This window comes from Nocardia heshunensis, from assembly GCF_054782115.1.
In genome coordinates this window covers 265823-286532 of sequence record NZ_BAAGTC010000020.1, presented here as the reverse complement: position 1 = coordinate 286532, position 20710 = coordinate 265823, and the positions used below count along the sequence as shown (strand labels likewise).

Below are 20710 nucleotides of genomic sequence, written 5' to 3'. Positions count from 1 at the left end.
GCTCGGGGAATGGGTCCGGGCTGATCATACGACCACCGGGTGTGAGCAATCCCAGCCCTGGGTGTGGTCCACCTCATCAAGACCGATCCGTATTCTGAACTCGTGAACTGGACCGTCGACGTACCGATCGATCGCCTGCCGGAACTTCCTCCGCTGCCCGCCGAACTGCGTCGGCGTCTGGATGACGCCCTTGCCCGCCCGGCCCTCCAGCAGCCGTCCTGGGATCCCGAGCAGGCCGCCAAGATGCGCACCGTGCTGGAGTCCGTGCCGCCCATCTGTGTGCCGGCCGAGGTCGAGGAGCTGCGGCTCCGGCTGGCCGAGGTGGCCCGCGGTGAAGCCTTCCTGATGCAGGGCGGCGACTGCGCGGAGACCTTCGCCGACAACACCGAGCCGCACATTCGCGGCAATATCCGCACTCTGCTGCAGATGGCCGTCGTGCTCACCTACGGCGCGAGCCTGCCCGTGGTGAAGGTGGCCCGGATCGCCGGGCAGTACGCCAAACCCCGTTCGTCCGATACCGATTCGCTGGGTCTCACGTCCTACCGCGGCGACATGGTGAACTCGCTGGTCGCCGATGAGGGTCTGCGCGTGCATGATCCGTCGCGGCTGGTGCGCGCCTACGCGAATGCGTCGGCCGCCATGAACCTGGTGCGGGCGCTGACCTCCGCCGGCATGGCCGATCTGCACAAGGTGCACGACTGGAACCGCGAGTTCGTGGCGCAGTCTCCGGCCGGCGCCCGCTACGAGCAGATGGCCGCCGAGATCGATCGCGCGCTGGCGTTCATGAAGGCCTGTCGCGTCAACGATCCCAACCTGTCGACCGCCCGCCTCTACGCCAGCCACGAGGCGCTGGTGCTGGACTACGAGCGGGCCATGCTGCGCCTGAGCGAGCACCCGGTCACCGGCGAGCCGGTGCTCTACGACCTGTCCGCGCACTTCCTGTGGATCGGTGAGCGCACCCGTCAGCTCGACGGCGCGCACGTCGCCCTGGCCGAGCTGATCGCCAACCCGATCGGTCTCAAGATCGGCCCGACCACCACGCCCGAGCAGGCCGTGGAGTACGTCGAGCGCCTGGACCCCAACAACGAGCCCGGCCGCCTGACCCTGGTCGCCCGCATGGGCAACGGCAAGGTCCGCGACGTGCTGCCCCCGATCATCGAGAAGGTGCAGGCCACCGGCCACCAGGTGATCTGGCAGTGCGACCCCATGCACGGCAACACCCACGAGGCCACCACCGGCTACAAGACGCGCCACTTCGACCGCATCGTCGACGAGGTGCAGGGCTTCTTCGAGGTGCACCACGCGCTGGGCACCCACCCGGGCGGCCTGCACATCGAGCTCACCGGTGAGAACGTCACCGAATGCCTCGGTGGCGCGCAGGACATCTCGGATCTGAACCTGGAAGAGCGCTACGAGACGGCGTGCGACCCGCGCCTGAACACCCAGCAGTCCCTCGAACTCGCCTTCCTGGTCGCGGAGATGCTGCGCTAGGAACCCGAGACACAGCAAGAGCCCGGATCGCGAAAGCGGTCCGGGCTCTGTCGTTTCCGAAGTATCGGTTTTAGGGGAGTGCTACGACGGTGATGGTGGAGCCGGGTTCGACGACGTCGCCGGGGGCGGTGCTCTGCGAGACGATGATCGAGTTGTCGTTGCCCGCCAGTTGACGGACGGTGATCGAGAGACCGAGGGCCTGTAGTTTGCTGCGGGCGGTGGAGACGTTGGCGCCCAGCAGGTTCGGCATCTCGATCGCGCTGTTGACGACCAGGACCACGCCGCTGCCGTTTTCGGCGGTGCTGCCCGCGGCCGGGTCGGTGCTGATAACGGAACCGGCTTTGATCTTCGCGTCGAACTGGTCGCGGGTGGAGCTGACGGTCAATCCGGCCTTCTGCAAGGCCGTTCTGGCCTCGTCCTCGGTCTTGCCGCGCACATCGGGCACCTTGACCGGCTGGGATCCCTTGCTGCGGTAGACCTTCACCTGTGCGTTGGCGGGGAGCACGGTGCCGGAGCCCGGATCCACCTTGGCGACAGTGCCTTTCGGTGCGGTACTACCGATCTCGCCGCCGTCCACGGGTGTCAGCCCGGCGTCCTTGATCGCCTTGTTCACCGACGCGACGTCTTGTCCCGCTTGCACATCCGGCACCTTGGGTTTCCCGCTGGAGACCAGGATCGCGACCAGGGAGCCCTTGGTGATGCGGGTCCCGGCGGCCGGATCGGTGCCGACCACATTGCCGACCGGGACGGTATCGGAGGCCTTGTTGCGGGTGTCGGTCTTGAAGCCCGCGGACTGCAGGGTGGCGATCGCCTTGTCGGTGTTCATCCCCGCGATGGACGGCACCGCCGAATATCTCCCGACCCCCAGCCACCAGCCGCCGATGCCCAGCAGCAGAGCCAGCGCGATCACGATGCTCAACCAGATGATGACCTTGCGCCGCGACTTGCCGCGATCCTCGATCAGATCCTGCGGATAGCCCGGGTGGTTGGGTGGTCTGGACGACGGCGGCGCGTATTCGGTCGGATGCTCCGGTGGCATCTCGCGCGCGGCCGTCATGACTCTGGTGTGCTGGGCCTGCGGTTGCACGTATTCGGTCGGCGGGTCTACGGCCATGCGGGTGGTCGGGTCCGCCGCGCCCGGGATGGGTCGCGCGGACGGCTGCGCCGCGGCGGCCTGCGCGACCCGGTACTTCGCGCTGAGATGCTCGGCCGATTCGGTGGGCGCGGGCACCCGGTACTCGGGTAGCTGGAGTTCGCGGGCGATGCGTCGCAGATCCGCCGCCATCTCGGTGGCATTGGCGTAGCGGTGCATGGGTTCGCGCGCGGTGGCGTGCGCGACCAGCTCGTCGATCTCCGGCGGGATGCCGGTGATGAACCGGCTCGGGCTCGGCACGTCCTTCTCGACCCGCTGCAACGCGATGGACAGCGAGTTGTCGCCGGTGAACGGGGTTCGGCCGGTGAGCATTTCGAAGATGAGCACGCCCGCGGAGTACACGTCGCTGCGGGCGTCGGCGGTGCCGCTGGTGACCTGTTCGGGGGACAGGTAGGCGGCGGTGCCGAGGATCACGCTGTCGGAGGTGATCTTGGCCTCGGCGACGGCGCGCACCAGTCCGAAGTCGGCGATCTTCACGTCACCGGTGTCGGAGATGAGCACGTTCTCGGGCTTGATGTCGCGGTGTACCAGCCCGGCCGCGTGCGCCACGCCGATGGCGGCCAGCACCGGTTCGGCTACCGCGCGCACGGCGTGCGGGGGCATGGGTCCGCGTTCGCGCAGCAGTTCGCGCAGGGTGCCGCCCTCGACCAGTTCCATGATGAGGAACGGGTGGTCACCGTCGACCCCTTGGTCGTAGACCGCGACCAGCGACGGGTGCTTGAGCTTGGCCACCGCGCGCGCCTCGAGTTCGAAGCGGGTGAGGAATTGCGGATCGGAGGCGAACTTCGGATCCATCACTTTGATGGCAACCGGTCGGTCCAATCTGGTGTCCACCCCCCGGAACACCATCGACATACCGCCGCGCGCGATCGGCGCGTCGATGCGGTAGCGCCCTTCCAGCATCTGGCCGATCAACTGCAACCCTTCCGATTTTCCGAATGCCGCCCCGCGCGGCTCACCCGATGGTAGTCGCGCCGGGGTGGTATGCGACGGTGGCGACGCGACAGACTACCGTGGTCCGCGTGAGTGCCTTTCCATGCAGCGAAGACGTCCTGCCGGATTCGGTGACCCTGATCCCGCTGCCCGACGTGGCCGAGCAGTTGGGAATGCTGGTCACGCGAGTGCATCAGATGCTGCGCGACCATCAGATAATCGCCGTCCGCCGCGACGGCGTTGCCGGAATCCCCAAGGAGTTCTTCGACTCCGACGGTGCCGTCGCCAAACACGTGACCGGTTTGATCACCGTGATGCGTGACGGCAAGTACACCGACGAGGAAATCCTCGAGTGGGTCTACACCGAGGACGAAACCCTCCCGGGCCGCCCCATCGACGCCATCCACGGGCCGCTGGCCCGCGAGGTGATCCGCCGAGCCGCCGCCGATCCGTTCTGATAAACCGATAGTTCGAAACTCGTCGCGGTCAGTTCCGAAGGGGACCGGCCGCGACGAATTCGCGTGCCGCGACCCGTAAACGACGATGCTGCGGCACCACTGCGCGACGAGCGAATACCGCATAGTCGGCACGCTCGATCTCGTCGAGAATTCCGCTGTAGAGCGTGGCGGCCGTGCGAATGGCCGGCCGCACTCGCGGAGTGAGCAGATCGATACCCGGAATCGCCCGGCGATAAATGCCGCGATTGATCGCGATCAAATGCGTCAGCGCGCGCCGCACCCGAGGATCGGTCACCCCCGAGGCCCGACACTCGAACAACAACTCGGCATCGACTCCGAAGGCCGCCAATTCGTCAGCGGGGAGATACACGCGCCCGCGATCGAGATCCTCGCCGACATCGCGCAGGAAATTGGTGAGCTGGAACGCTTCTCCCAGTGCGGCGGCGGCCGGTTCGGCGTCGGCCACCGGGACCACGGTGCCCAGCACGGGCAGCAGCTGCAATCCGATGGCGGCCGCCGAGCCGCGCATGTACTCGCGCAGGCTCGTCATGGTGGGGTAGCGGTCGCGGTATTGCGGCCCGCCGGGGATGTCCATGCGCATGGAGTCGAGGAACACCCAGAAGTGTTCGGCGGCAATCGAATACCGCCGGATGGTGTCCGACACGGCCAGCAGCACGCGGTCCTGGGGCTCGTCGCGATCCTCGAGCGGTGCGTCGACCAGCCGGGCGCGTAGTTCGTGTTCGATCGAGTCCAGCCGGGCCGCGGACTCCGTCGCCCGCCCGGGTGCGTCGGCGGCGTCGACGATGTCGTCGACCAGCCGCGCGAACGCGTACAGCGCATGCACGGCCGGTCTTCGCTCCGGTTCCAGCAGTCGGGTGGCCAGGAAGTAGGTGCGCCCGTGCGCCGCCGCGATGCGGCGGCAGTCCCGGTAGGCGCGGTCGAGCGGCATGCCGGTCCCGGTCACGCGGGGCCGGGCGCGGCCGCCCCGCCGACCGGGGTGACCGGCGGGTGATGATCGGTATGCGGGTGTGCCGCACGCAGTTTCAGCGGATCCACTGTGCACAGCGACACCGCCGCGACGACCGCGGCGAAGGTGGCCAGCGCGACGTGCACCCAGTTGTAGAGCCCGATCGACCCGTCCGGCTGGAACACCAGCATCAGCCAGGTGCACAGCCCGACCAGGATCTGCAGCGTCCGGGTGGACAGCGCGAACCCGGCGGCCAGCGCCAGCGGCCACGAGTAGTACCAGGGCAGGGCGGCCGGGGACAGGATCACGATGGCCACGAATGCGACGAGAATGCCGAAGACGGCTTCCTTTTCGCTGTTGCGGAAGCGCCACCACGCCCACACCAGGATGCCGACCATGGCGATCTCGCACAGCTTGCGGGTGACGCTCAGCACCGGCCCCATCTGCAGCGGTGTGACCCACGTGGTCATGTGCGCCAGGACGGTCGGCAGCGAGAGCCAGTTGATGATCTTGTTGGAGCCGGACAGTGCCGAGAGCCAGCCGATCTGGTGGTCCTTCAGCCCGGTCATCAATGTCGCGGCCCCGAACACGGCCGCGAAGACCGCCACGCCCAGCGCGCTGATCTTGGCGAAGGTCAGCAGCGGATGTGGCAGATCGCCCTCGTTGCGCGCGGCCCGCCGCTCCCGTTCGTGAATGATCCAGATCCACACCAGGAATGGCAGTGCCACACCGGCGGTCGCCTTCACGGCGACGCCGATGGCGACCACCACGATGCCCGCCACGTGATGGTGTTCGAGGACCAGTGCGATGCCCGCGGCCATCAGGCCGACCATCAGCATCTCGTTGTGCACGCCGCCGATCAGATGGATGAGCACCAGTGGGTTCAGCACCGCCAGCCACAGCGCGGTGGTCGGCTTGCCGCCCAGGTGTTTGGTGAGATGCGGGATGGCCCACACCATCAGCGCCAGACCCGGCAGCATCACCAAACGCAGCGCGATGGTTCCGGCCACCACGTTGTCACCGGTGATCGAGATGATGGCGCGCCCGATCAGCAGGAAGATGGGACCGTACGGCGCGGTGGTGTTGAGCCAGACCGGGCTCACGTTGTCGAGGACCGCGGGGGACAGCGAGTCCAGCTTCGACGGTCCCCACACGTACGGGTTGATGTCGAAGTGCACCATGGCGCCCTGCGCCAGATACGAATACGCGTCGCGGCTGAACATGGGGACCGCGAAAATCAGCGGGAAGATCCAGATGCCGACGATGGCGCGCAGTTCGGCCAGCGTCACATCGGTGCCGGGCTGACGCCCGATCACGATGCGCCCCAGCCGCACCCACGCGGTGATCATGGCGATGACGCCGATCCACACGAACACCGAGGACAGCACCAGTCCGTGCCCGAAGCGCAGCCACGACAGATGCATGGCCTCGAGGAGCGGATCGTTGCGTCGCACGCTGCCCGCGCCGAAGCCGCCGAAGGTGATAAGTAGCGCACCGAAGAATCCGAGCGTGGCCGAGTGACCGGCCGGGCCGCGCACGAAGTCGGCGGCATTGCTCATCCAGCCGTGCGATGCGGGACCGTCGTGTGCGGGCCGCGCGGCCGGGGTGTGCTGCGCGGTGTCCGGAATGAGGACGGCGTCCGTATCGGGGGTCGGCATAGGCGGTTCTTCCCCCCGGAAAGGTCGGCGGCGGCAGCCGCGTAAGGATTGTGGACGCGGGTCAGTCTAGTGCTTGTGCACCGATGCCACCGCCCCGGTGTCACGTGATCCGCTACTGGCATGTCGCACCTCACCGGTGAGGCGCGCAGCGGCTAGTTTGCCCGAAATCAGGACGGTCGGCACGCCGACGCCGGGGACCGTCCCCGAACCCGCCAGCACGACATTCGCGCGGGCCCGCACCAGGTTTCGGGTGCGGAAGGGGCCGGTCTGGCGGAACAGGTGCGCCGCGGAGAACGGGGTCCCGGCGAGCATGCCCTTGGCCCGCCAGGTGCGCGGGGTGTCGACGTGGTCGATGCGGAAGTGCTCTGAAATCCCTTGGTAGCCGCGCTCTTCCAGGGTGTTGAGGAGTTCGCGCAGGTAGAAGGGGGTGAGCTCGTCCCAGGCCAGCGGCGCGGCGGCCAGGTTCGGGCAGGGGGCCAGCAGCGACAGCGGCTCGTAGCGCATGGTCTCGCGCAGGTGCCCGGCCTGGTCGATGTGCTGGTGCGGGCGCTCGAGGTAGAGGCCCGGATCGGTGAGCGCGGGCCGGGTGAGCAGCAGCGAGGGGTCGCTCATCAGCGCCCCGCGGCCGGGCCGGGCCGCGATCTCGGTGAAGGTCCGGTCCCATTCCCGCCCGAAATCGATGGTGTGATGCGCCTGCACCGGCCAGTTCCGGGTCACCTCGACCGGAATGGTGCCGTGCGCCACCACCGCCGACGGGGAAGCCCGCAGTCCGCGCCGATGCCGCAGGCCGAAGCGCGGTAGCGAGCCGAGATCGGCGGTCACCACGACGGCGTCGCAGTCGAAGACGCGACCGTCGGCGGTGCGCACTGCCTCGGCCCGGCGGCCCCGATAGTCGATGCCGATCACCTCGGCGCCCAGCTCGAGGGTGCCGCCCGCCGCGGTGAACGCGCGCGTGAGGGCGGCGGCGATGGCCCGCATCCCGCCCTCGGGGTAGTACACGCCCAGGCAGGTATCCATATAGGGAATGGCCCCGTAGACGCCGAGCGCCTGGTTCGGCGCCATGCCCGCGAACAGCGCCTGGAAGCTGAACAGCCGGGCGACCTGCGAATCCCGCACGATCCGGCCGACTTTCGGCCCGAGCCGTCCGAACGCGCCCAGCCGCACCAGTTTCGCCAGCGCGACCCGCTTCTCGGGAATGCGGACCATGTCCAGCGGAGAGTCGAAGTTGGTGTCCATGAACTGCTTGAACTCGGCGTCGTAGACGCCACGCAGCCAGCCGCGTAGTCGGCGATAGCGCCGGGCGGTCTCGACCCCGCGTTCGCGGTCGAGCTCCTGCGCCATCTCCTCCTCATCGGAGTAGACGCCGATCACCGAGCCGTCCGCGAACCGCGCCCGATACGCCGGTGCCATCTCGAGAATCCGCAGCCCCACCGATTCCCGGGTCTGCCCGACCACCCCGAGCGCCTCGTCGATCAGCTCGGGCAGCGTGAGAATCGTTGCTCCGGAATCGATCTCGTAGTCCGGCCCGCTGTAGGACCCGACCCGCCCGCCGGGCCTATCGTCGCGTTCCAGCACCGTCACCTGCCGCCCGGCCGCCACCAGATGCAGCGCCGCCGCCAGCCCGGACAATCCCGCACCGATCACCACGACCCGATCGGTCGCCCCCGCAACGGTTCTCATGCTTCCTGCCGTGCTCAGTAGGTGCGGGCGGTGGCCGCCAGGGCCATGGCGCGCAGTTGACGTTTCGCGTCCGGGGTCGCGGTGCTGGAGTCCAGGGCGGTCAGCGCCTGGTCGGTCAGCGCGCCGATGCGCTTCTCGACGGCGTCGACCGCGCCGAGATCGATGAGGGCCGTACGCAATTCGGCGACCCGCTCCGGGGTGACGTCGGTGCCGAGGCTGGAGCGGATGAGGTCCGCGACGGGCGGGGCGGCGACGTCGGCGCGCTGCAGGGCCTCGGCGATGAGGACGGTCCGCTTGCCCTCGCGCAGGTCGTCACCGGACGGCTTGCCGGTGACGGCCGGGTCACCGAAGACGCCGAGCAGGTCGTCGCGCAGTTGGAAGGCGATGCCGATGTCGGTGCCGAATTCCCGGTAGGCGGCGATCAGTTCGGGCCCGGCCCCGGCCAGGGCGGCGCCCATGTGCAGCGGTCGTTCAATGGTGTAGGCCGCGGTCTTGTACCGGTTGATGCGCAGCGCCGCCTCGACGGTCTCGTCCCCGGCGGACTCGCCGTGGATGTCGAGCAGCTGCCCGCCCAGCACCTCGGTGCGCATGGCCGCCCACACCGGGGCGAAGCGGGCGGCGGCGTCCGCGGGCAGGCCCGCGTCGCGGGTCATATCGTCGGCCCAGGCCAGCGCGAGGTCGCCGATCAGGATGGCGACGCTCACCCCGTAGTGGTCGGCGTCACCCGCCCAGCGCTGATCCCGGTGCCGCTGTTCGTAATCCACGTGCACGGTGGGGAAGCCGCGCCGGGTGCGCGAGGAGTCGATGATGTCGTCGTGGATGAGCGCGCACGCTTGCACCAGCTCGAGCGCGGAGCACGCGGTGAGCACCGCGTCGGCGTCCGGGTCGTCCGCGGTGCGGCCCGCGCCCAGCCAGCCGGTCCATGCGAAGGACGGCCGGGTGCGCTTGCCGCCGCGGATCACGAAGTCCTCCAGCGCCGCCGCCGCGTCCACGAACACCGGGCCGAGCGGTTCGACGATCGGACCGCGGGTGCGGAAGAAGGCGGTGAGACGGTCCTCCACGGCGGTGACCAGCGAGGGCGCGCCGACCTGTCGGCGGGTGGGGGTACCGGGTCCGGCGGACAGAGGAGCCTCCTTGGTGAGTGCCGCGGGGCTGGCGCATTCGCCTCATGCCCACGCGCGGGGTTCGTCCCGACAATACCCAGCTCCCGCCCACCCCCGGGCATCGGTCATACCGCCGAGCCGGTTCGGTGCGGGTGTGTGTCCGGGGCCACCGGATCGCCGGTTCGGGTCTCACCTGCTGGGATAGCCGCAGGTCGGGGTCCGGGGCCCGGTCGCGCCCCGTAAAATGTCGGCGTGAGTTTCGACAATGTACGGGGATATTCGACCCCTGGCCGAGTTTCCCGCACACCTCATGTGTCCGGAACTCGCTCCGTGGTCCAACAGTTGGGCCCGCGTCCCGACGGGTCGATCCCGTTCTCGGTCGAGTTCAATCCGCCACGTGACGCCGCCGGTGAGGCCCGACTGTGGCGTGCCGCCCGCGAATTCGAGCGGCTGCATCCGGCCTTCGTGTCCATGACCTACGGTGCGGGCGGTTCCACCCGCGACCGGACCATCCGGGTCACCGGTCAGCTGGCGCGCGAAACCACCCTGCTCACGGTCGCGCACCTGACCGCCGTCGATCACTCCGTCGGCGAGCTGCGCTCGATCGTCGGCGCGTACGCGGACTCGGGTATCCGCAATCTGCTGGTGCTGCGCGGCGATCCGCCGGGCGACGTGCTGGGGGACTGGGTCAAGCATCCCGAAGGCGTCGAGTACGCCGAGGACCTGGTCCGCATGGTCCGCGATCTGGGCGACTTCCACGTGGGTGTGGCCTCGTTCCCGCAGGGGCACCCGCGCTCGGACAACCTCGAGGACGACACCCGCTTCCTGGTGTCGAAACTGCGTGCGGGCGCGGAGTATTCGATCACCCAGATGTTCTTCGACCCGGAGCACTATCTGCGCCTGCGGGATCGGGCGCTGGCCTGCGATCCGATCGACGGCGCGAAGCCGATCATTCCGGAGCTGATGCCGATCACCTCACTGCGCACCGTGGAGCGCGCGGTCGAGCTGTCGGGCCGGGAATTGCCCAAGTCGGTGATGGATCGGTTGCTCAAAGCTGCGGGCGACGGTCCGGAGGAGAATCGCGCGGCCGTCCGCGAGGTCGGCATCGAGATCGCCACGGAGATCGGTGAACGGCTCATCGCCGAGGGTGCGCCCTGCCTGCATTTCATCACCCTGAATTTCGCCAAGGCCACCGGCGAAGTGCTGGCGAACCTGGGCTACAGCATGTCCCCGGCGCCGGCGCACGCCTGATCACCTGACCGACTTGCCGGGCTGAATGTCCGGTTCTTGCTGGTCAGCGGAGTAGCGTCCCCCTCGACTCGTGACCTCGAGGGGAGCCACCATGTCCGTGATCCACCACCTCGTCCGTGTCGCAGGCGCATTCGGCGCCTGCGCCGTACTGGCGGCAACCGGCCCGGCAACCCTGGCGGGCCCCGCCACCGCCGCGCCCGCACCACCGACCGGCACCGATCCGGCCATCACCCTCACGGCGGAGGCCGCGTCGGCGTTGGCGGCGATCACCGGCGCGGACCGAAACACCGTGCCCGGCAAGGCGGATACCACCGTTCCCGGTAAGGGCGATGCCGCCGCACCCTCGGACTGGCTGTCGGCCTACGGTCAAACCGTCGACGGACTCCAAGCTTTGGGTATCCAGCCGTTCCTGTTCCCCACCGCCTCGCCCTTCTGCCTCGGCGGCACCACCCTCGGTCTGGCCCCGGCCGTCGCGGGCACCGTCCCCGGTCCGTGGCCGCGCTATGCGGTTTCCATTCCCGGCCTGGATCTTTCGGCCGTGAAGGCGGGGCAGGCCATGTTCGCGTTCGTCCCCTACGGCATCGCCCCCGACAGCACCGACACCACCGGCATGCAGGTGGCCTGGGTCAACCTCAGCACTGGCCGCGGCGGCCTGGTTCCGATGGGCCCGATCAGCCAGGTGCTCAACGCCATGATCCCGCCGCAGGTTCCGAACGAACTGCGCCCCATGGTCGAACAGGCCGTGCGCGACTACTTCACCGCCGCGCTGCCGATCGGCGGCGTGCGTGCGGTCCCGGTCACCACGGGCTCCGGCACGGTGCTGGCGGCCATGTTCGGCACGGTCCGCAATGGCGGCAACACCTGCCTGTTCCTGCCCACCGTCGGGCTCACCGCGGTGCCCTGACCGGTCAGAGTCGGCGGTCCTTCCAGCGCAGCGTGCCTGCGCGATGCGCGCGGTGGGAGCGGGCGGACAGCGCCAGATAGGCGGCAATGGAGAGCGGATGTGCCAGTGCCGCAAGGGCATCCACCGGTGTCGGACGGGTACCGGTCTCCGTCGAGCGGGCCAGCAGTCGGCCGGTCACGGCCGCGCCGTAACCCAGCAGGCCGATCCGCCGCAGCCGTCCCCGGCCGCATACCGCGGCCAGCGGCGGTGCCCAGAACGCCAGCGCCGCAATCGAACCGACCGCGACACTGCCCGCCCGGCCGCCGTAGGCCGACCACAGCCAGCGGGTGTAGCCCTCGGTGAGTTCGGACGTGGTGCGGTACATGCGGGTTTCGGCGAGCGGACCGGCCGCGACCAGCACGGTGGGCCGCCCCGCGCGGCGCAGGACCCGGGCGATGGCCAGATCCTCGGTCACGGTGCCCGCCACGGCGGCATGCCCGCCGATCGCGCGATACGCGGCGGCATCGAAGACCAGGAACTGGCCGCACGCCACGCTCATCGACGGCCGCCGGGTGCGATTGGCCAGCGCGACCGGCAGGGTCGCGGCCCACGACCAGCCCAGCAGCGGCTGCACCAAGTGTTCGGTAGGGGAGACTGCCAGCTGCCGGGGCCACGGGCAGACCAATGCGGCTCCGGTGCGGCGCAATTCGTGCACCGCCGCGGCCAGCGCGTCGGGCGCCAGCCGCACATCGGCGTCGAGGAAGATCAGCACATCGTCTCCGGAGGCGAGGGCGGCCAGGCGGGCACAGGCCGCGGTCTTGCCGGTCCAGCCCGGGGCGGGCTCGATATCGTTGCGGGACAGGAAGAATCGGTCGTCGTCGCCGATGGCGGCCAGCGCGGCCGCCTCGGTGCCGTCGGTGGAGCCGTCATCGAGAATGACGACGCCGAGATCGGAAATGCCTTGCTGGGCACGGAGATCGGCGATCAGGCCCGGGAGTCGATCGGCCTCGTTGCGGGCCGGGATGAGCACGGTGACCGGCTCGGTGACGAGCCCGTCGACCGGTCGTAACTGCCGCACCCCCACGCGATTCGCGAGGGCGGTGACCGCGCCGAGGACGGCGACGGCGCTGCCGAGGGCAGTACCGGCCGTCACCGCCCTCGCCGCGCGAGTCATCGGACCTTGGTGCGATCTCGGCGCAGCCAGCGGGCGGCGCGCACGTAGGCCGGCGGATCCGGGTTCCGGGTCATATACGCCAGCACCGCGACCACCGCGGCCACCGCCAGGGTGATGCCGCCGACGATGCCCGCCCACCCGGCGAAGGAGCGCGTATTCGGGTCGGCGTAGCCGACTTCCGCGCGCAACGTGCTCACCTCACCGGCCGGCAGCTTCCACGACACCTGCGAATCGTTGTCGCGGTTGCCGTTGGTGGTGGCCACGCGGGCCGGGAAGGCGACGGTCATCTGCACGTCGGAACCCTGCGGCGGCAGGCTCTTCAGGTCCACGCGGCCGGACAGGGTGACCAGGTCGCCGGTGCGGCTGAAGGTCAGGTTGAACATGCCGGAGGTCTGATCCGACATGGTGCCCAGCTGCTGCACCTCACCGAAGGTGAGATCGTCGAAATACACCTGGCTGCCGACGTATCCGTCGCGCGCGTACGAGTCGACCCGCACCTTGCTCTGCAGGCCGTCGGGCGCCTTGAGCTGCGGGCCCTTGTCCTTGTCGTTCTGCGGCACGGCCGCCGCGATGATCTGCCCCGACACCCGGTCGTTGGAGGACACACCCATCGACACCTGCACCCGCAGGCACCCGGTCAGCAGTAAAGGCAGGCTCGCGAACAGGACCACGGCCAGCAGCCGCATCCATCCGCGCGGTCGCCGCCGCGATTGCTGGCCTTTCAATGGCGTCTCCGCTGCTGTCGACACGTTCGGACTCGGCTGCACGGCTCACATCGTGCCATGCGCCCCGGCCCGCAGGGTGATTCGACGGGCACCCAGCTCCCGAACCAGCGGAAACCCCAGCACCCCGAGCCCCGCGAACCCGTACAGCGCCGACACCGGCAACCCGAGAAACACCGCATGCGCCAACGCCGACCCCAACCAGGTCCACAAAAACACCCCCACCGGAACAACCCGCGCCGCACCGCTATCCGGAGCCGTCCGATCCCACCACCCCAGCAACCCCGCCATCACCAACGCCACCACAAACCACCCCACATAGTTGGTAACCGGAATCTGCCCCAACCCCGGCAACCCCGCAACACCCGAGCGCCACTCCCACTGCCCATCCGCCACCATCTGCGGATCCAGAAACAAATCCCACCCGACCGCACCGATCGCCGTCAGCACGATGCGTGCGGTGTTCGGCGAAACCCGCCCCGCCACCTCACGACTCACCATCCCCGCGACGATCCACACCGGATACAACCCACCGGTCCAGGCCAGCGGCACCACCACCGGCACCCCGAACACATCCGGCCCCAACCGCCCACTCGCATACGCATAGCAACCGAACGGAAACCCCGTCGCAGTCCCCAGCGCCTCGGCGGCGAGCCCAACCCCCGACAGGATCACCAACAACCCGACCGCCCACCGCACCCCGCGCGTCACCCCGGCATGCACCAAAGCCGTCCCCGCCGAAAGCAACACAACCACCACCGTCACCCGATCCCGCCCCACCCCGTGCGCCAGCGGATACGTGATCTGCACCAGCACCAGCAGAATCGCGGGCACCGCCGAGATCGTCAGGGCGCGTCTTGCCGGCATCATCTGAACCGGCCCGGCCCTGTCGCGGCGGCCGACTCCGTCATTCCGGCATGCCTTTGGCCGGAATCCACGCCGCCCGTGTGGATCCCGGCCAAGAACACGCCGGGATGACCGGGTGTCGTCATCGGCGCCACGGGAGCAGGTGGCGCGGCCGCAAGTCGTGTTCCACCAGCCGGGCGGCGCTGCGGCCGCTCGCTCCCGACACGCCGCCGCCGGGGTGGGTGGAGGCGCCGGTGAGGTAGAGGCCGGGGGCGCCGGGGACTCGCTGGTTGGCGAGTTCGGGGAGGGGGCGCCACATGAACATCTGGTCGATGGACATTTCGACGTGCATGACGTTGCCGCCGAGCAGGCCCATCTCGCGTTCGAGGTCGGCGGGGGTCTGGACGTGGCGCTGGGTGACCGAAGCGGCGAATCCCGGTGCGTGGGCGTCGAGTTCGGCGATGATGCGGTCGGCCTCGCGGTCGGCGTGGTCGGACCACTTCGTGCCGTCGGCCAGGTCGTAGGGGTGCCATTGCGACCACAGCGTGAGCTGGTGTTCGCCCGCCGGGGCGAGGCTCGGGTCCAGGGCGCTGAAGCTCATGGCCAGCACCACGGGTCGCGGCGGCAGGTCACCGGCCAGGGCGGCCCCGTGCGCGCGGCGTAGTTCCCGGCGGTCGGTCACGAGAAGCTGCAGGCCGTGGGCGGATTCGGCCGCTTCGGCACCCGGATAGTGGGGGAGTGCGCTGGTGGCGGCGCGCACCACCATGCCGATGCCCGGGCCCACCCGGATGCGCCGCCGCCAATCGGCGAGCACGGCGGCGTCGAATCCGCCCTGCTCCAACAGGTTCAGGGTGGTGAGAATGTGGCAGCCCGCGATCACGGTGTCCGCGACGATGTTCCGCCCGCTCTCGGTGCGCACCTGCCAGCGTTCGCCGCTGCGCGCGACGGAAACCACGGCGTCCTCGGCGCTCACCACGCCGCCGTCGGATTCCAGCCGCGCGACCAGGGCTTTGCTCAACGATCCGCTGCCGCCGACCGCGCGACCGGGCGGCAGGATGTGCATGAGCGCCGCGAACCCGACCATGGGCGCGGACCCGGGCTCCGACATCGGCGGCCCGGACTGCGCACCGAACCATGCCAGCGCCGCCTTGAGTCGTTCACTGTCGAACAGGCTGTCCAGCAGCGCGTCCCCGCTCTGCATCATTTCCCGCGACAGCGCGCCCCCGCTGGCCCGCCCCGTCGCCCCGGCGGCCTCACGGGGATCCATGCCCCAGAACGACTTCAGCAGATGCCCGCCCGTCGGCGTCCCGGAGAACGCCCGCATCACCCGCACACTGCGCGGCCCCCATACGGTCGCGAATCGCCGATACGCCTCGGCATCCCGCTCCCCACAGGCCGCCGCGATGGACACGCAGGTCCGCTCCAGATCGCGATGGAACACGATCGGGGCCAGGTCACTGCCAGGCGGCGCGGGCGCGAAAGCCCAAGGATCGCAATCGATGTAGCGCAGCCCGAACCGCTCGAGCTCCAACTCTTCGATGATCCCCGTGTGCCGGATCATGATGTGCGCCGAGGATCCGCGATCGACCTGGTGGCCGGGGAACCGTTCGACAGTCGAAACCGCCCCGCCCAACACGGTATCCCGCTCGAGCACCTCGACCCGATGCCCGCCCCGCGCCAGATAACAGGCCGCGACCAGCGCATTGTGCCCGGAGCCGACGACAGCGATGCTCCGGGAGCCGTTCTCGCCCTTGCTCACAGGGGCAGCCGCCGCCCGAGCACCGCGAAGCGGCGAGTATCCCCGGAGAAGATGAAGTGCCGCACCACATCCCCGAACCCCTGCCGCCGATACAGCCGCCAGGCCCGGTTCTCCTCCCGGTCCACCTCGGGCGTGGACAACAGCACGGTGCGCTCGGGCCGGTTCTGCAGTAGCCGGGTGAGCAGGATCTCACCGAGCCCGCGCCCCTGCGCCGCCGGATGCACGTGCAGTTCGGTCAGCTCGAAGTAGTCCGAAAGCAGTTCCCGCGCCGCGTGTTCGGGCCAGCCGGTACGCCGCATGCCGCTGTAGACCTGCTGGTGCCACCACTGATGCGGCGCGCCGTGATACCCGTAGGCGATGGCCACGATGGGCGCGGTCCGCAGGTCCAGCCGTCCGTCGTCGTCGGGCAGTACTGCGGCCACGGCCTGCCAGCCGGGCCGGGTGGTGTGCTCGGTCCACATGGGTGCGCGCTGGTGTTCGGTCCCGCGCGGGTAGTCCATGGCCGCGACGTAGACCGCGAGGGCATCGTGCAGCCGGTGCCGCAGGGTCGCGGCCGACATATCGACCACCACGGGTGCGGGTGTCGGTTTGGGTGTGACTGCGGTCATCGGCTGGACGCAACTCCCCGTTGGCGCGGACAGATGGTTTCGACAGTAGCGCCACGGCGGGCGCCTCAACTTGTCGGTGGGTCTCTCTATATTCAAACCCAAGAGCAACCTTCGAATACCTGTTCGATCTTTCTGTCGGGCGAAATGCCTGATGCGGGACCGCTGTCCTTATAGATACGAATCGGGTGGGCGAGCGGGGAGGTACCCGACATGACCGGGAAAACTGAACGACCGGGCCAGCCCGGCCGCGCCGGCGATCTGCTGCGCAAGGCCTATGGGCTGCTGGCCGAGGCACAGGGGGAGCCGGATCCGGCGGAGCGTTTCCGCATCGCCTACCTCGCGGCCTTGCGCGGGGCAGGGGCGGTGCTGGCCCTCACCGGCGCAGACCGCGCGCCCCGCGCGCGTTCTCGCAACGCCTGGGTCCTGATGCAGCGCGCGGCACCGGAATTCGTGATGTGGGCGGACTACTTCACCGGGCAGTCCGAGACCCGCGCCGCCCTCGAAGCGGGGTTGCCGAGGCCGGTCGATGATCGCCGGGCCGACGAGTTTGCTTCGCGGGTAGGCGCATTCCTGCATGACGTGGCCGATCTGCTGGCCGCGGCGGCCCGATCGCACCCCGGTTCGGGCTGGGTAACGGGAATGCTGGCGTGAGTATCGGCGAGTAGGTGGTCGCGGTCTGATCGAACTCGTATTATTGGTGGCAGACAGCCGCCAAGGTCGGCTATCCGTCGTCTACCCGGAGACGACAGCCACCACCTAGTGCCGGGGGAGGTACCGTGCCACTCTCCGAGCACGAGCAGCGCATGCTCGAACAGATCGAGAGCGCGCTCTATGCTGAGGATCCGAAGTTCGCCTCGACTGTTCGGGGTGGACGGTTACGTTCAGCCACTGGTCGACGCAGACTTCAGGCGGCCGCCCTGTTCGTCCTCGGTCTGTTTCTATTGGTGGCGGGTATCGCCGCGCCGATCAAGCCCGGCGGGTTCCCGATCATCAGTCTGATCGGGTTCATCGTCATGTTCGCGGCCGGCGTGCTGTTGCTGGTCGGTGGCCCCCGTCTCGGTGGGTCGGCGAGTCGCAGCAGTGACGCTCATCCCAGTGCGGGCGGCACCCCCGGTGCCCCACGTGCAAAGCAGCGGAAGCCGGGCGGTTTCTCCGCTCGGATGGAGGACCGTTTCCGTAAGAGGTTCGAACAGGACAGTTGACCTGTCCCGGTCCGGACGGTTGACCTGTCCGGTCCGATCGGCCGATAACTGAAGCTCACGACACGCCGTGGCGCCACACCGATTTCGGGTGTGGCGCCACGGCGTTTCGTGTAGGTGCGCCACCGGCGTGTCGGACTGATCCACGATTCCCCACACCGCCCCACGGGGGTGCCCCACCGGGCCCCACTCGCGCCTGGAATGCCCGCTATCTGCGGGTTTGCTGGCGGTTGTCGCGTGCCTGCCGACGCGCGTCGCGCGTGTCGGGGGAACTGCACGAAATCTCCCCCACCTCGGTGATAGCTGGTGTGACCTGCGAAGTTCGCCAAGCGGGGACCGAGATCACCGACGCTTTCGATTGAAAGTGGGGGAAAGTGGGGTAATGTGGAGCCCGCACTACAGGAGGCCGAACAGTCGAGAGGGTGATCCGGTAGGAGGTGGCGAGGCTTGTTTCTCGGTACCTATACCCCTCGGTTGGACGACAAAGGGCGACTGACGTTGCCTGCGAAGTTCCGGGACGAGCTGGCGGGAGGGTTGATGGTCACGAAGGGACAAGACCACAGCCTTGCCGTGTATCCGAAGGACGAGTTCACCGCGTTAGCGCGGAGAGCCGCGGCGGCATCCCGATCGAACCCGCAGGCCCGAGCATTCGTCCGGGCCTTGGCGGCTTCCAGTGATGAGCAACGTCCGGACGCACAGGGCCGGATCGTGCTGTCGGCCGAACACCGCCGCTACGCCAATCTCTCCAAGGATTGCGTGGTGATCGGCTCGGTCGATTTCCTCGAGATATGGGATAAGACGGCCTGGGATTCCTACCTCGCCGAGCACGAGGAGGATTACTCGCAGGCCAGAGACGAGTCGCTGGGCGGGATCTTCTAGCCGGCGGCGAGGCGAGTGCCCTGCGGCCTCTGCCCGACACCGACCCTGACGTACTTCCCCAACGCCAGGTGCGGTGCTTCGGTCAGAGACCACGGGGCATTCGCTTAATTTTCGAAGGTCGTTCTTGAAGGCGACGGTCGCTCGCGACCCATGTAGCCGTGCGAAATGAACGTGAGGCAGGAATTCCGGGAGGTCCAGGTGCACCGAGGCAGTGACGGTCCCCGCCATGTTCCGGTTCTCCTGCACCGCGCCGATGAAATACTCGGTCCCGCACTGCATTCCGATGGCGCGGTCTATCTGGACTGCACGCTGGGGCTCGGTGGTCATGCCGAGCACTTCCTGCAGACCTACCCGAACATCCGCCTGGTCGGCCTGGACCGCGACACCACCGCGCTGAAGCTGGCGGGGGAGCGACTATCGCCGTTCCAGGATCGGATCACCCTGGTACACACCAGGTATGACGGGATCCCCGACGCGCTCGAGCAGGCCGGGCTGGCCGAAACCGGTTCGGTGCACGCGATCCTGATGGACCTGGGTGTGTCCTCCATGCAGCTGGACGAGGCCGATCGCGGCTTCGCCTACTCCATCGACGCGCCCCTGGACATGCGGATGGACTCCAGCACCGGCCCCACCGCCGCCGACGTGCTCAATACCTACAGCCACGGCGACCTGGCCCGGGTGCTGAAAACCTATGGCGAGGAACGATTCGCGGGCAAGATCGCCTCCGAGATCGTGCGCCGTCGCCAGCGCACCCCGTTCACCACCAGCGCGCAACTGGTGGAAGTGCTCTACGACTCCATTCCCGCCGCGGCCCGGCGCACCGGCGGGCATCCGGCCAAGCGCACCTTCCAGGCGCTGCGGGTGGAGGTGAACAGAGAGCTGGAATCCCTGGAGGCCGCCCTGCCCGCCGCGCTGGACGCGCTGGCCCCGGGCGGACGGATCGTGGTGATGAGCTATCAGTCCCTCGAGGACCGGGTGGTGAAGGTGGAGTTGGCCAAGCGGTCGGCCTCGCGCACCCCGCTGGACCTGCCGGTCGAATTGCCCGGCATGGGACCGGAATTCAAGATCCTGACCCGGGGCGCGGAGAAGGCGACCCAGCAGGAGATCGACGAGAACCCGCGGGCCGCTCCGGTGCGCATGCGGGCGGCGGAACGGATCGCAGGGGAGGACCGGTCGTGAGATTTCGGGGAGAGCCGAGGTTGGCGTACGGCGAGCGATGGCGGTCACGCACCCGCTGGATCGGAGTCGCCCTATGACGATCCAGAAGCAGGCGACGGGCCGGGGGGCGCGTCGCGCGCAGGCCGCCGACGGCGTGAAAAAGGGTGCGGCACAACGGGCCTACGCGCGCCGCCGCAATCGCGAGGGCGGCGGGACCGAGGTCCCGGGCATGCGCCGGGGGCGGCGCAGCGATGCGATGCCGCGCGGGCGGATGTCCTTCGTGGCCACCATCATCGCCCTGCTGGGCTGCGGTTTGGCGCTGACCCTGCTGCTGACCACCCGCGCCACCGAGGACAGCTATCAGCTCGGTGATCAGCGTCGCGCCAATCAGAAACTTTCGGACGAACGTGATGCCCTGCAACGCGAGGTCGCCGCTGCCGATTCGGCTCCCGAATTGGCCCAGCGCGCCGCGGAACTGGGCATGATCCCGGCCAAGGATCCCGCTCGCCTGGTGATCGCCCCGGACGGCCAGGTCATCGTGGTCGGCAATCCGCAGCCCGCGCAGGGCAATCCGGTGCCGCCGCTCAACACCACGCCGCCCGCCGCGACCCAGCCGCCCAAACCCGGCCAGCCGCAAGCCGATCGCGTGGTCCCGGTGACCACCACCCCGGCCGCGCCCGCCGCACCGACCACCCCCGCCGCCACTCCCGTTCCGGCGGCCCCGCTCCCGACGCCGCAGAACCCGCAGGTCCAGGCGAACGGAGCGCCGCGATGACGAACGGGGTTGA

19 protein-coding genes are annotated in these 20710 nt (G+C 69.1%); 9 read left to right on the top strand and 10 right to left on the bottom strand.

The genetic code is table 11. The annotated features are described in order from the left end of the window. The first annotated feature begins 102 nt into the window (after window positions 1-102). On the top strand, window positions 103-1491 hold the full coding sequence (locus ACYVN4_RS37520) for a class II 3-deoxy-7-phosphoheptulonate synthase (protein WP_460727653.1): 1389 nt from the start codon (window positions 103-105) through the stop codon (window positions 1489-1491). Between the two features lie 70 nt (window positions 1492-1561). Here ACYVN4_RS37520 and pknB read toward each other — a convergent pair whose 3' ends face one another. Further along, complete coding sequence (pknB, locus tag ACYVN4_RS37515) at window positions 1562-3559, bottom strand: Stk1 family PASTA domain-containing Ser/Thr kinase (protein ID WP_460727651.1); 1998 nt, start codon at window positions 3557-3559, stop codon at window positions 1562-1564. A gap of 107 nt (window positions 3560-3666) precedes the next feature. Here pknB and ACYVN4_RS37510 point away from each other — a divergent pair, with 107 nt between their 5' ends. Continuing rightward, window positions 3667-4035 (top strand): Rv2175c family DNA-binding protein, encoded by a 369-nt coding sequence (locus ACYVN4_RS37510; protein WP_460727649.1) that lies wholly within the window; start codon window positions 3667-3669, stop codon window positions 4033-4035. 28 nt (window positions 4036-4063) lie between these two features. On the opposite strand, the gene ACYVN4_RS37505 is transcribed toward ACYVN4_RS37510, so the two are convergent. The 4 genes from ACYVN4_RS37505 to ACYVN4_RS37490 form a co-directional block, all read right to left on the bottom strand. Beyond that, window positions 4064-4984 (bottom strand): phytoene/squalene synthase family protein, encoded by a 921-nt coding sequence (locus ACYVN4_RS37505; protein ID WP_460727647.1) that lies wholly within the window; start codon window positions 4982-4984, stop codon window positions 4064-4066. 11 nt (window positions 4985-4995) lie between these two features. After that, window positions 4996-6660: an alpha-(1->6)-mannopyranosyltransferase A gene (locus ACYVN4_RS37500; RefSeq protein ID WP_460727645.1), complete on the bottom strand. Its 1665-nt coding sequence runs from the start codon at window positions 6658-6660 to the stop codon at window positions 4996-4998. Between the two features lie 66 nt (window positions 6661-6726). Next, entirely contained in the window at window positions 6727-8340 is a 1614-nt protein-coding gene (gene crtI, locus ACYVN4_RS37495; protein ID WP_460727643.1) for a phytoene desaturase family protein, read from the bottom strand. Between the two features lie 14 nt (window positions 8341-8354). After that, window positions 8355-9464 carry a polyprenyl synthetase family protein gene (locus ACYVN4_RS37490; RefSeq protein ID WP_460727941.1) on the bottom strand — a complete coding sequence of 370 codons (1110 nt, stop codon included), beginning with the start codon at window positions 9462-9464 and terminating at the stop codon, window positions 8355-8357. A gap of 231 nt (window positions 9465-9695) precedes the next feature. On the opposite strand from ACYVN4_RS37490, the gene ACYVN4_RS37485 reads away from it, so the two are divergent. Further along, on the top strand, window positions 9696-10694 hold the full coding sequence (locus ACYVN4_RS37485) for a methylenetetrahydrofolate reductase (protein ID WP_460727641.1): 999 nt from the start codon (window positions 9696-9698) through the stop codon (window positions 10692-10694). Between the two features lie 91 nt (window positions 10695-10785). Further along, the gene (locus ACYVN4_RS37480) at window positions 10786-11598 is read left to right on the top strand and encodes a hypothetical protein (RefSeq protein ID WP_460727639.1); all 813 of its coding nucleotides are present in this window, start codon (window positions 10786-10788) and stop codon (window positions 11596-11598) included. A 4-nt stretch (window positions 11599-11602) separates the two neighbouring features. Here the strand turns inward: ACYVN4_RS37480 and ACYVN4_RS37475 are convergent, their stop codons facing one another. From ACYVN4_RS37475 to ACYVN4_RS37455, 5 genes are all read right to left on the bottom strand, one after another. Further along, on the bottom strand, window positions 11603-12751 hold the full coding sequence (locus ACYVN4_RS37475; RefSeq protein WP_460727637.1) for a glycosyltransferase family 2 protein: 1149 nt from the start codon (window positions 12749-12751) through the stop codon (window positions 11603-11605). After that, complete coding sequence (locus ACYVN4_RS37470; RefSeq protein WP_460727939.1) at window positions 12748-13437, bottom strand: LppM family (lipo)protein; 690 nt, start codon at window positions 13435-13437, stop codon at window positions 12748-12750. Before ACYVN4_RS37470 ends, ACYVN4_RS37475 begins: the two co-directional genes overlap by 4 nt. 84 nt (window positions 13438-13521) lie before the next feature. Further along, entirely contained in the window at window positions 13522-14340 is an 819-nt protein-coding gene (locus ACYVN4_RS37465) for a carotenoid biosynthesis protein (protein ID WP_460727635.1), read from the bottom strand. A gap of 121 nt (window positions 14341-14461) precedes the next feature. After that, window positions 14462-16078, bottom strand: a complete 1617-nt coding sequence (locus ACYVN4_RS37460; protein ID WP_460727633.1) for a phytoene desaturase family protein — start codon at window positions 16076-16078, stop codon at window positions 14462-14464. Continuing rightward, a complete protein-coding gene (locus ACYVN4_RS37455; RefSeq protein ID WP_460727631.1) occupies window positions 16075-16686 on the bottom strand; it encodes a GNAT family N-acetyltransferase in 612 nt (203 codons plus the stop codon). Before ACYVN4_RS37455 ends, ACYVN4_RS37460 begins: the two co-directional genes overlap by 4 nt. A 210-nt stretch (window positions 16687-16896) precedes the next feature. On the opposite strand from ACYVN4_RS37455, the gene ACYVN4_RS37450 reads away from it, so the two are divergent. The 5 genes from ACYVN4_RS37450 (at window position 16897) to ACYVN4_RS37430 (ending at window position 20697) form a co-directional block, all read left to right on the top strand. Next, window positions 16897-17337 carry an SAV_6107 family HEPN domain-containing protein gene (locus ACYVN4_RS37450; protein WP_460727629.1) on the top strand — a complete coding sequence of 147 codons (441 nt, stop codon included), beginning with the start codon at window positions 16897-16899 and terminating at the stop codon, window positions 17335-17337. A 125-nt stretch (window positions 17338-17462) separates the two neighbouring features. Beyond that, window positions 17463-17888, top strand: a complete 426-nt coding sequence (locus ACYVN4_RS37445; protein WP_460727627.1) for a DUF3040 domain-containing protein — start codon at window positions 17463-17465, stop codon at window positions 17886-17888. A 444-nt stretch (window positions 17889-18332) separates the two neighbouring features. Then, a complete protein-coding gene (gene mraZ / locus ACYVN4_RS37440; RefSeq protein WP_379364248.1) occupies window positions 18333-18764 on the top strand; it encodes a division/cell wall cluster transcriptional repressor MraZ in 432 nt (143 codons plus the stop codon). Between the two features lie 165 nt (window positions 18765-18929). Continuing rightward, entirely contained in the window at window positions 18930-19943 is a 1014-nt protein-coding gene (gene rsmH / locus ACYVN4_RS37435; RefSeq protein WP_460727625.1) for a 16S rRNA (cytosine(1402)-N(4))-methyltransferase RsmH, read from the top strand. A gap of 73 nt (window positions 19944-20016) precedes the next feature. Next, on the top strand, window positions 20017-20697 hold the full coding sequence (locus tag ACYVN4_RS37430; protein ID WP_460727623.1) for a hypothetical protein: 681 nt from the start codon (window positions 20017-20019) through the stop codon (window positions 20695-20697). Window positions 20698-20710 lie beyond the last annotated feature (13 nt).

Coding starts and splice junctions, on each gene's coding strand:
- ACYVN4_RS37465 (WP_460727635.1), bottom strand. CDS start 14,340: ATGCCGGCAAGACGCGCCCTGACGATCTCGGCGGTGCCCGCGATTCTG.
- ACYVN4_RS37505 (WP_460727647.1), bottom strand. CDS start 4,984: ATGCCGCTCGACCGCGCCTACCGGGACTGCCGCCGCATCGCGGCGGCG.
- ACYVN4_RS37430 (WP_460727623.1), top strand. CDS start 20,017: ATGACGATCCAGAAGCAGGCGACGGGCCGGGGGGCGCGTCGCGCGCAG.
- ACYVN4_RS37470 (WP_460727939.1), bottom strand. CDS start 13,437: ATGCGGCTGCTGGCCGTGGTCCTGTTCGCGAGCCTGCCTTTACTGCTG.
- ACYVN4_RS37480 (WP_460727639.1), top strand. CDS start 10,786: ATGTCCGTGATCCACCACCTCGTCCGTGTCGCAGGCGCATTCGGCGCC.
- crtI (WP_460727643.1), bottom strand. CDS start 8,340: ATGAGAACCGTTGCGGGGGCGACCGATCGGGTCGTGGTGATCGGTGCG.
- ACYVN4_RS37500 (WP_460727645.1), bottom strand. CDS start 6,660: ATGCCGACCCCCGATACGGACGCCGTCCTCATTCCGGACACCGCGCAG.
- ACYVN4_RS37475 (WP_460727637.1), bottom strand. CDS start 12,751: ATGACTCGCGCGGCGAGGGCGGTGACGGCCGGTACTGCCCTCGGCAGC.
- rsmH (WP_460727625.1), top strand. CDS start 18,930: ATGAACGTGAGGCAGGAATTCCGGGAGGTCCAGGTGCACCGAGGCAGT.
- ACYVN4_RS37455 (WP_460727631.1), bottom strand. CDS start 16,686: ATGACCGCAGTCACACCCAAACCGACACCCGCACCCGTGGTGGTCGAT.
- ACYVN4_RS37450 (WP_460727629.1), top strand. CDS start 16,897: ATGACCGGGAAAACTGAACGACCGGGCCAGCCCGGCCGCGCCGGCGAT.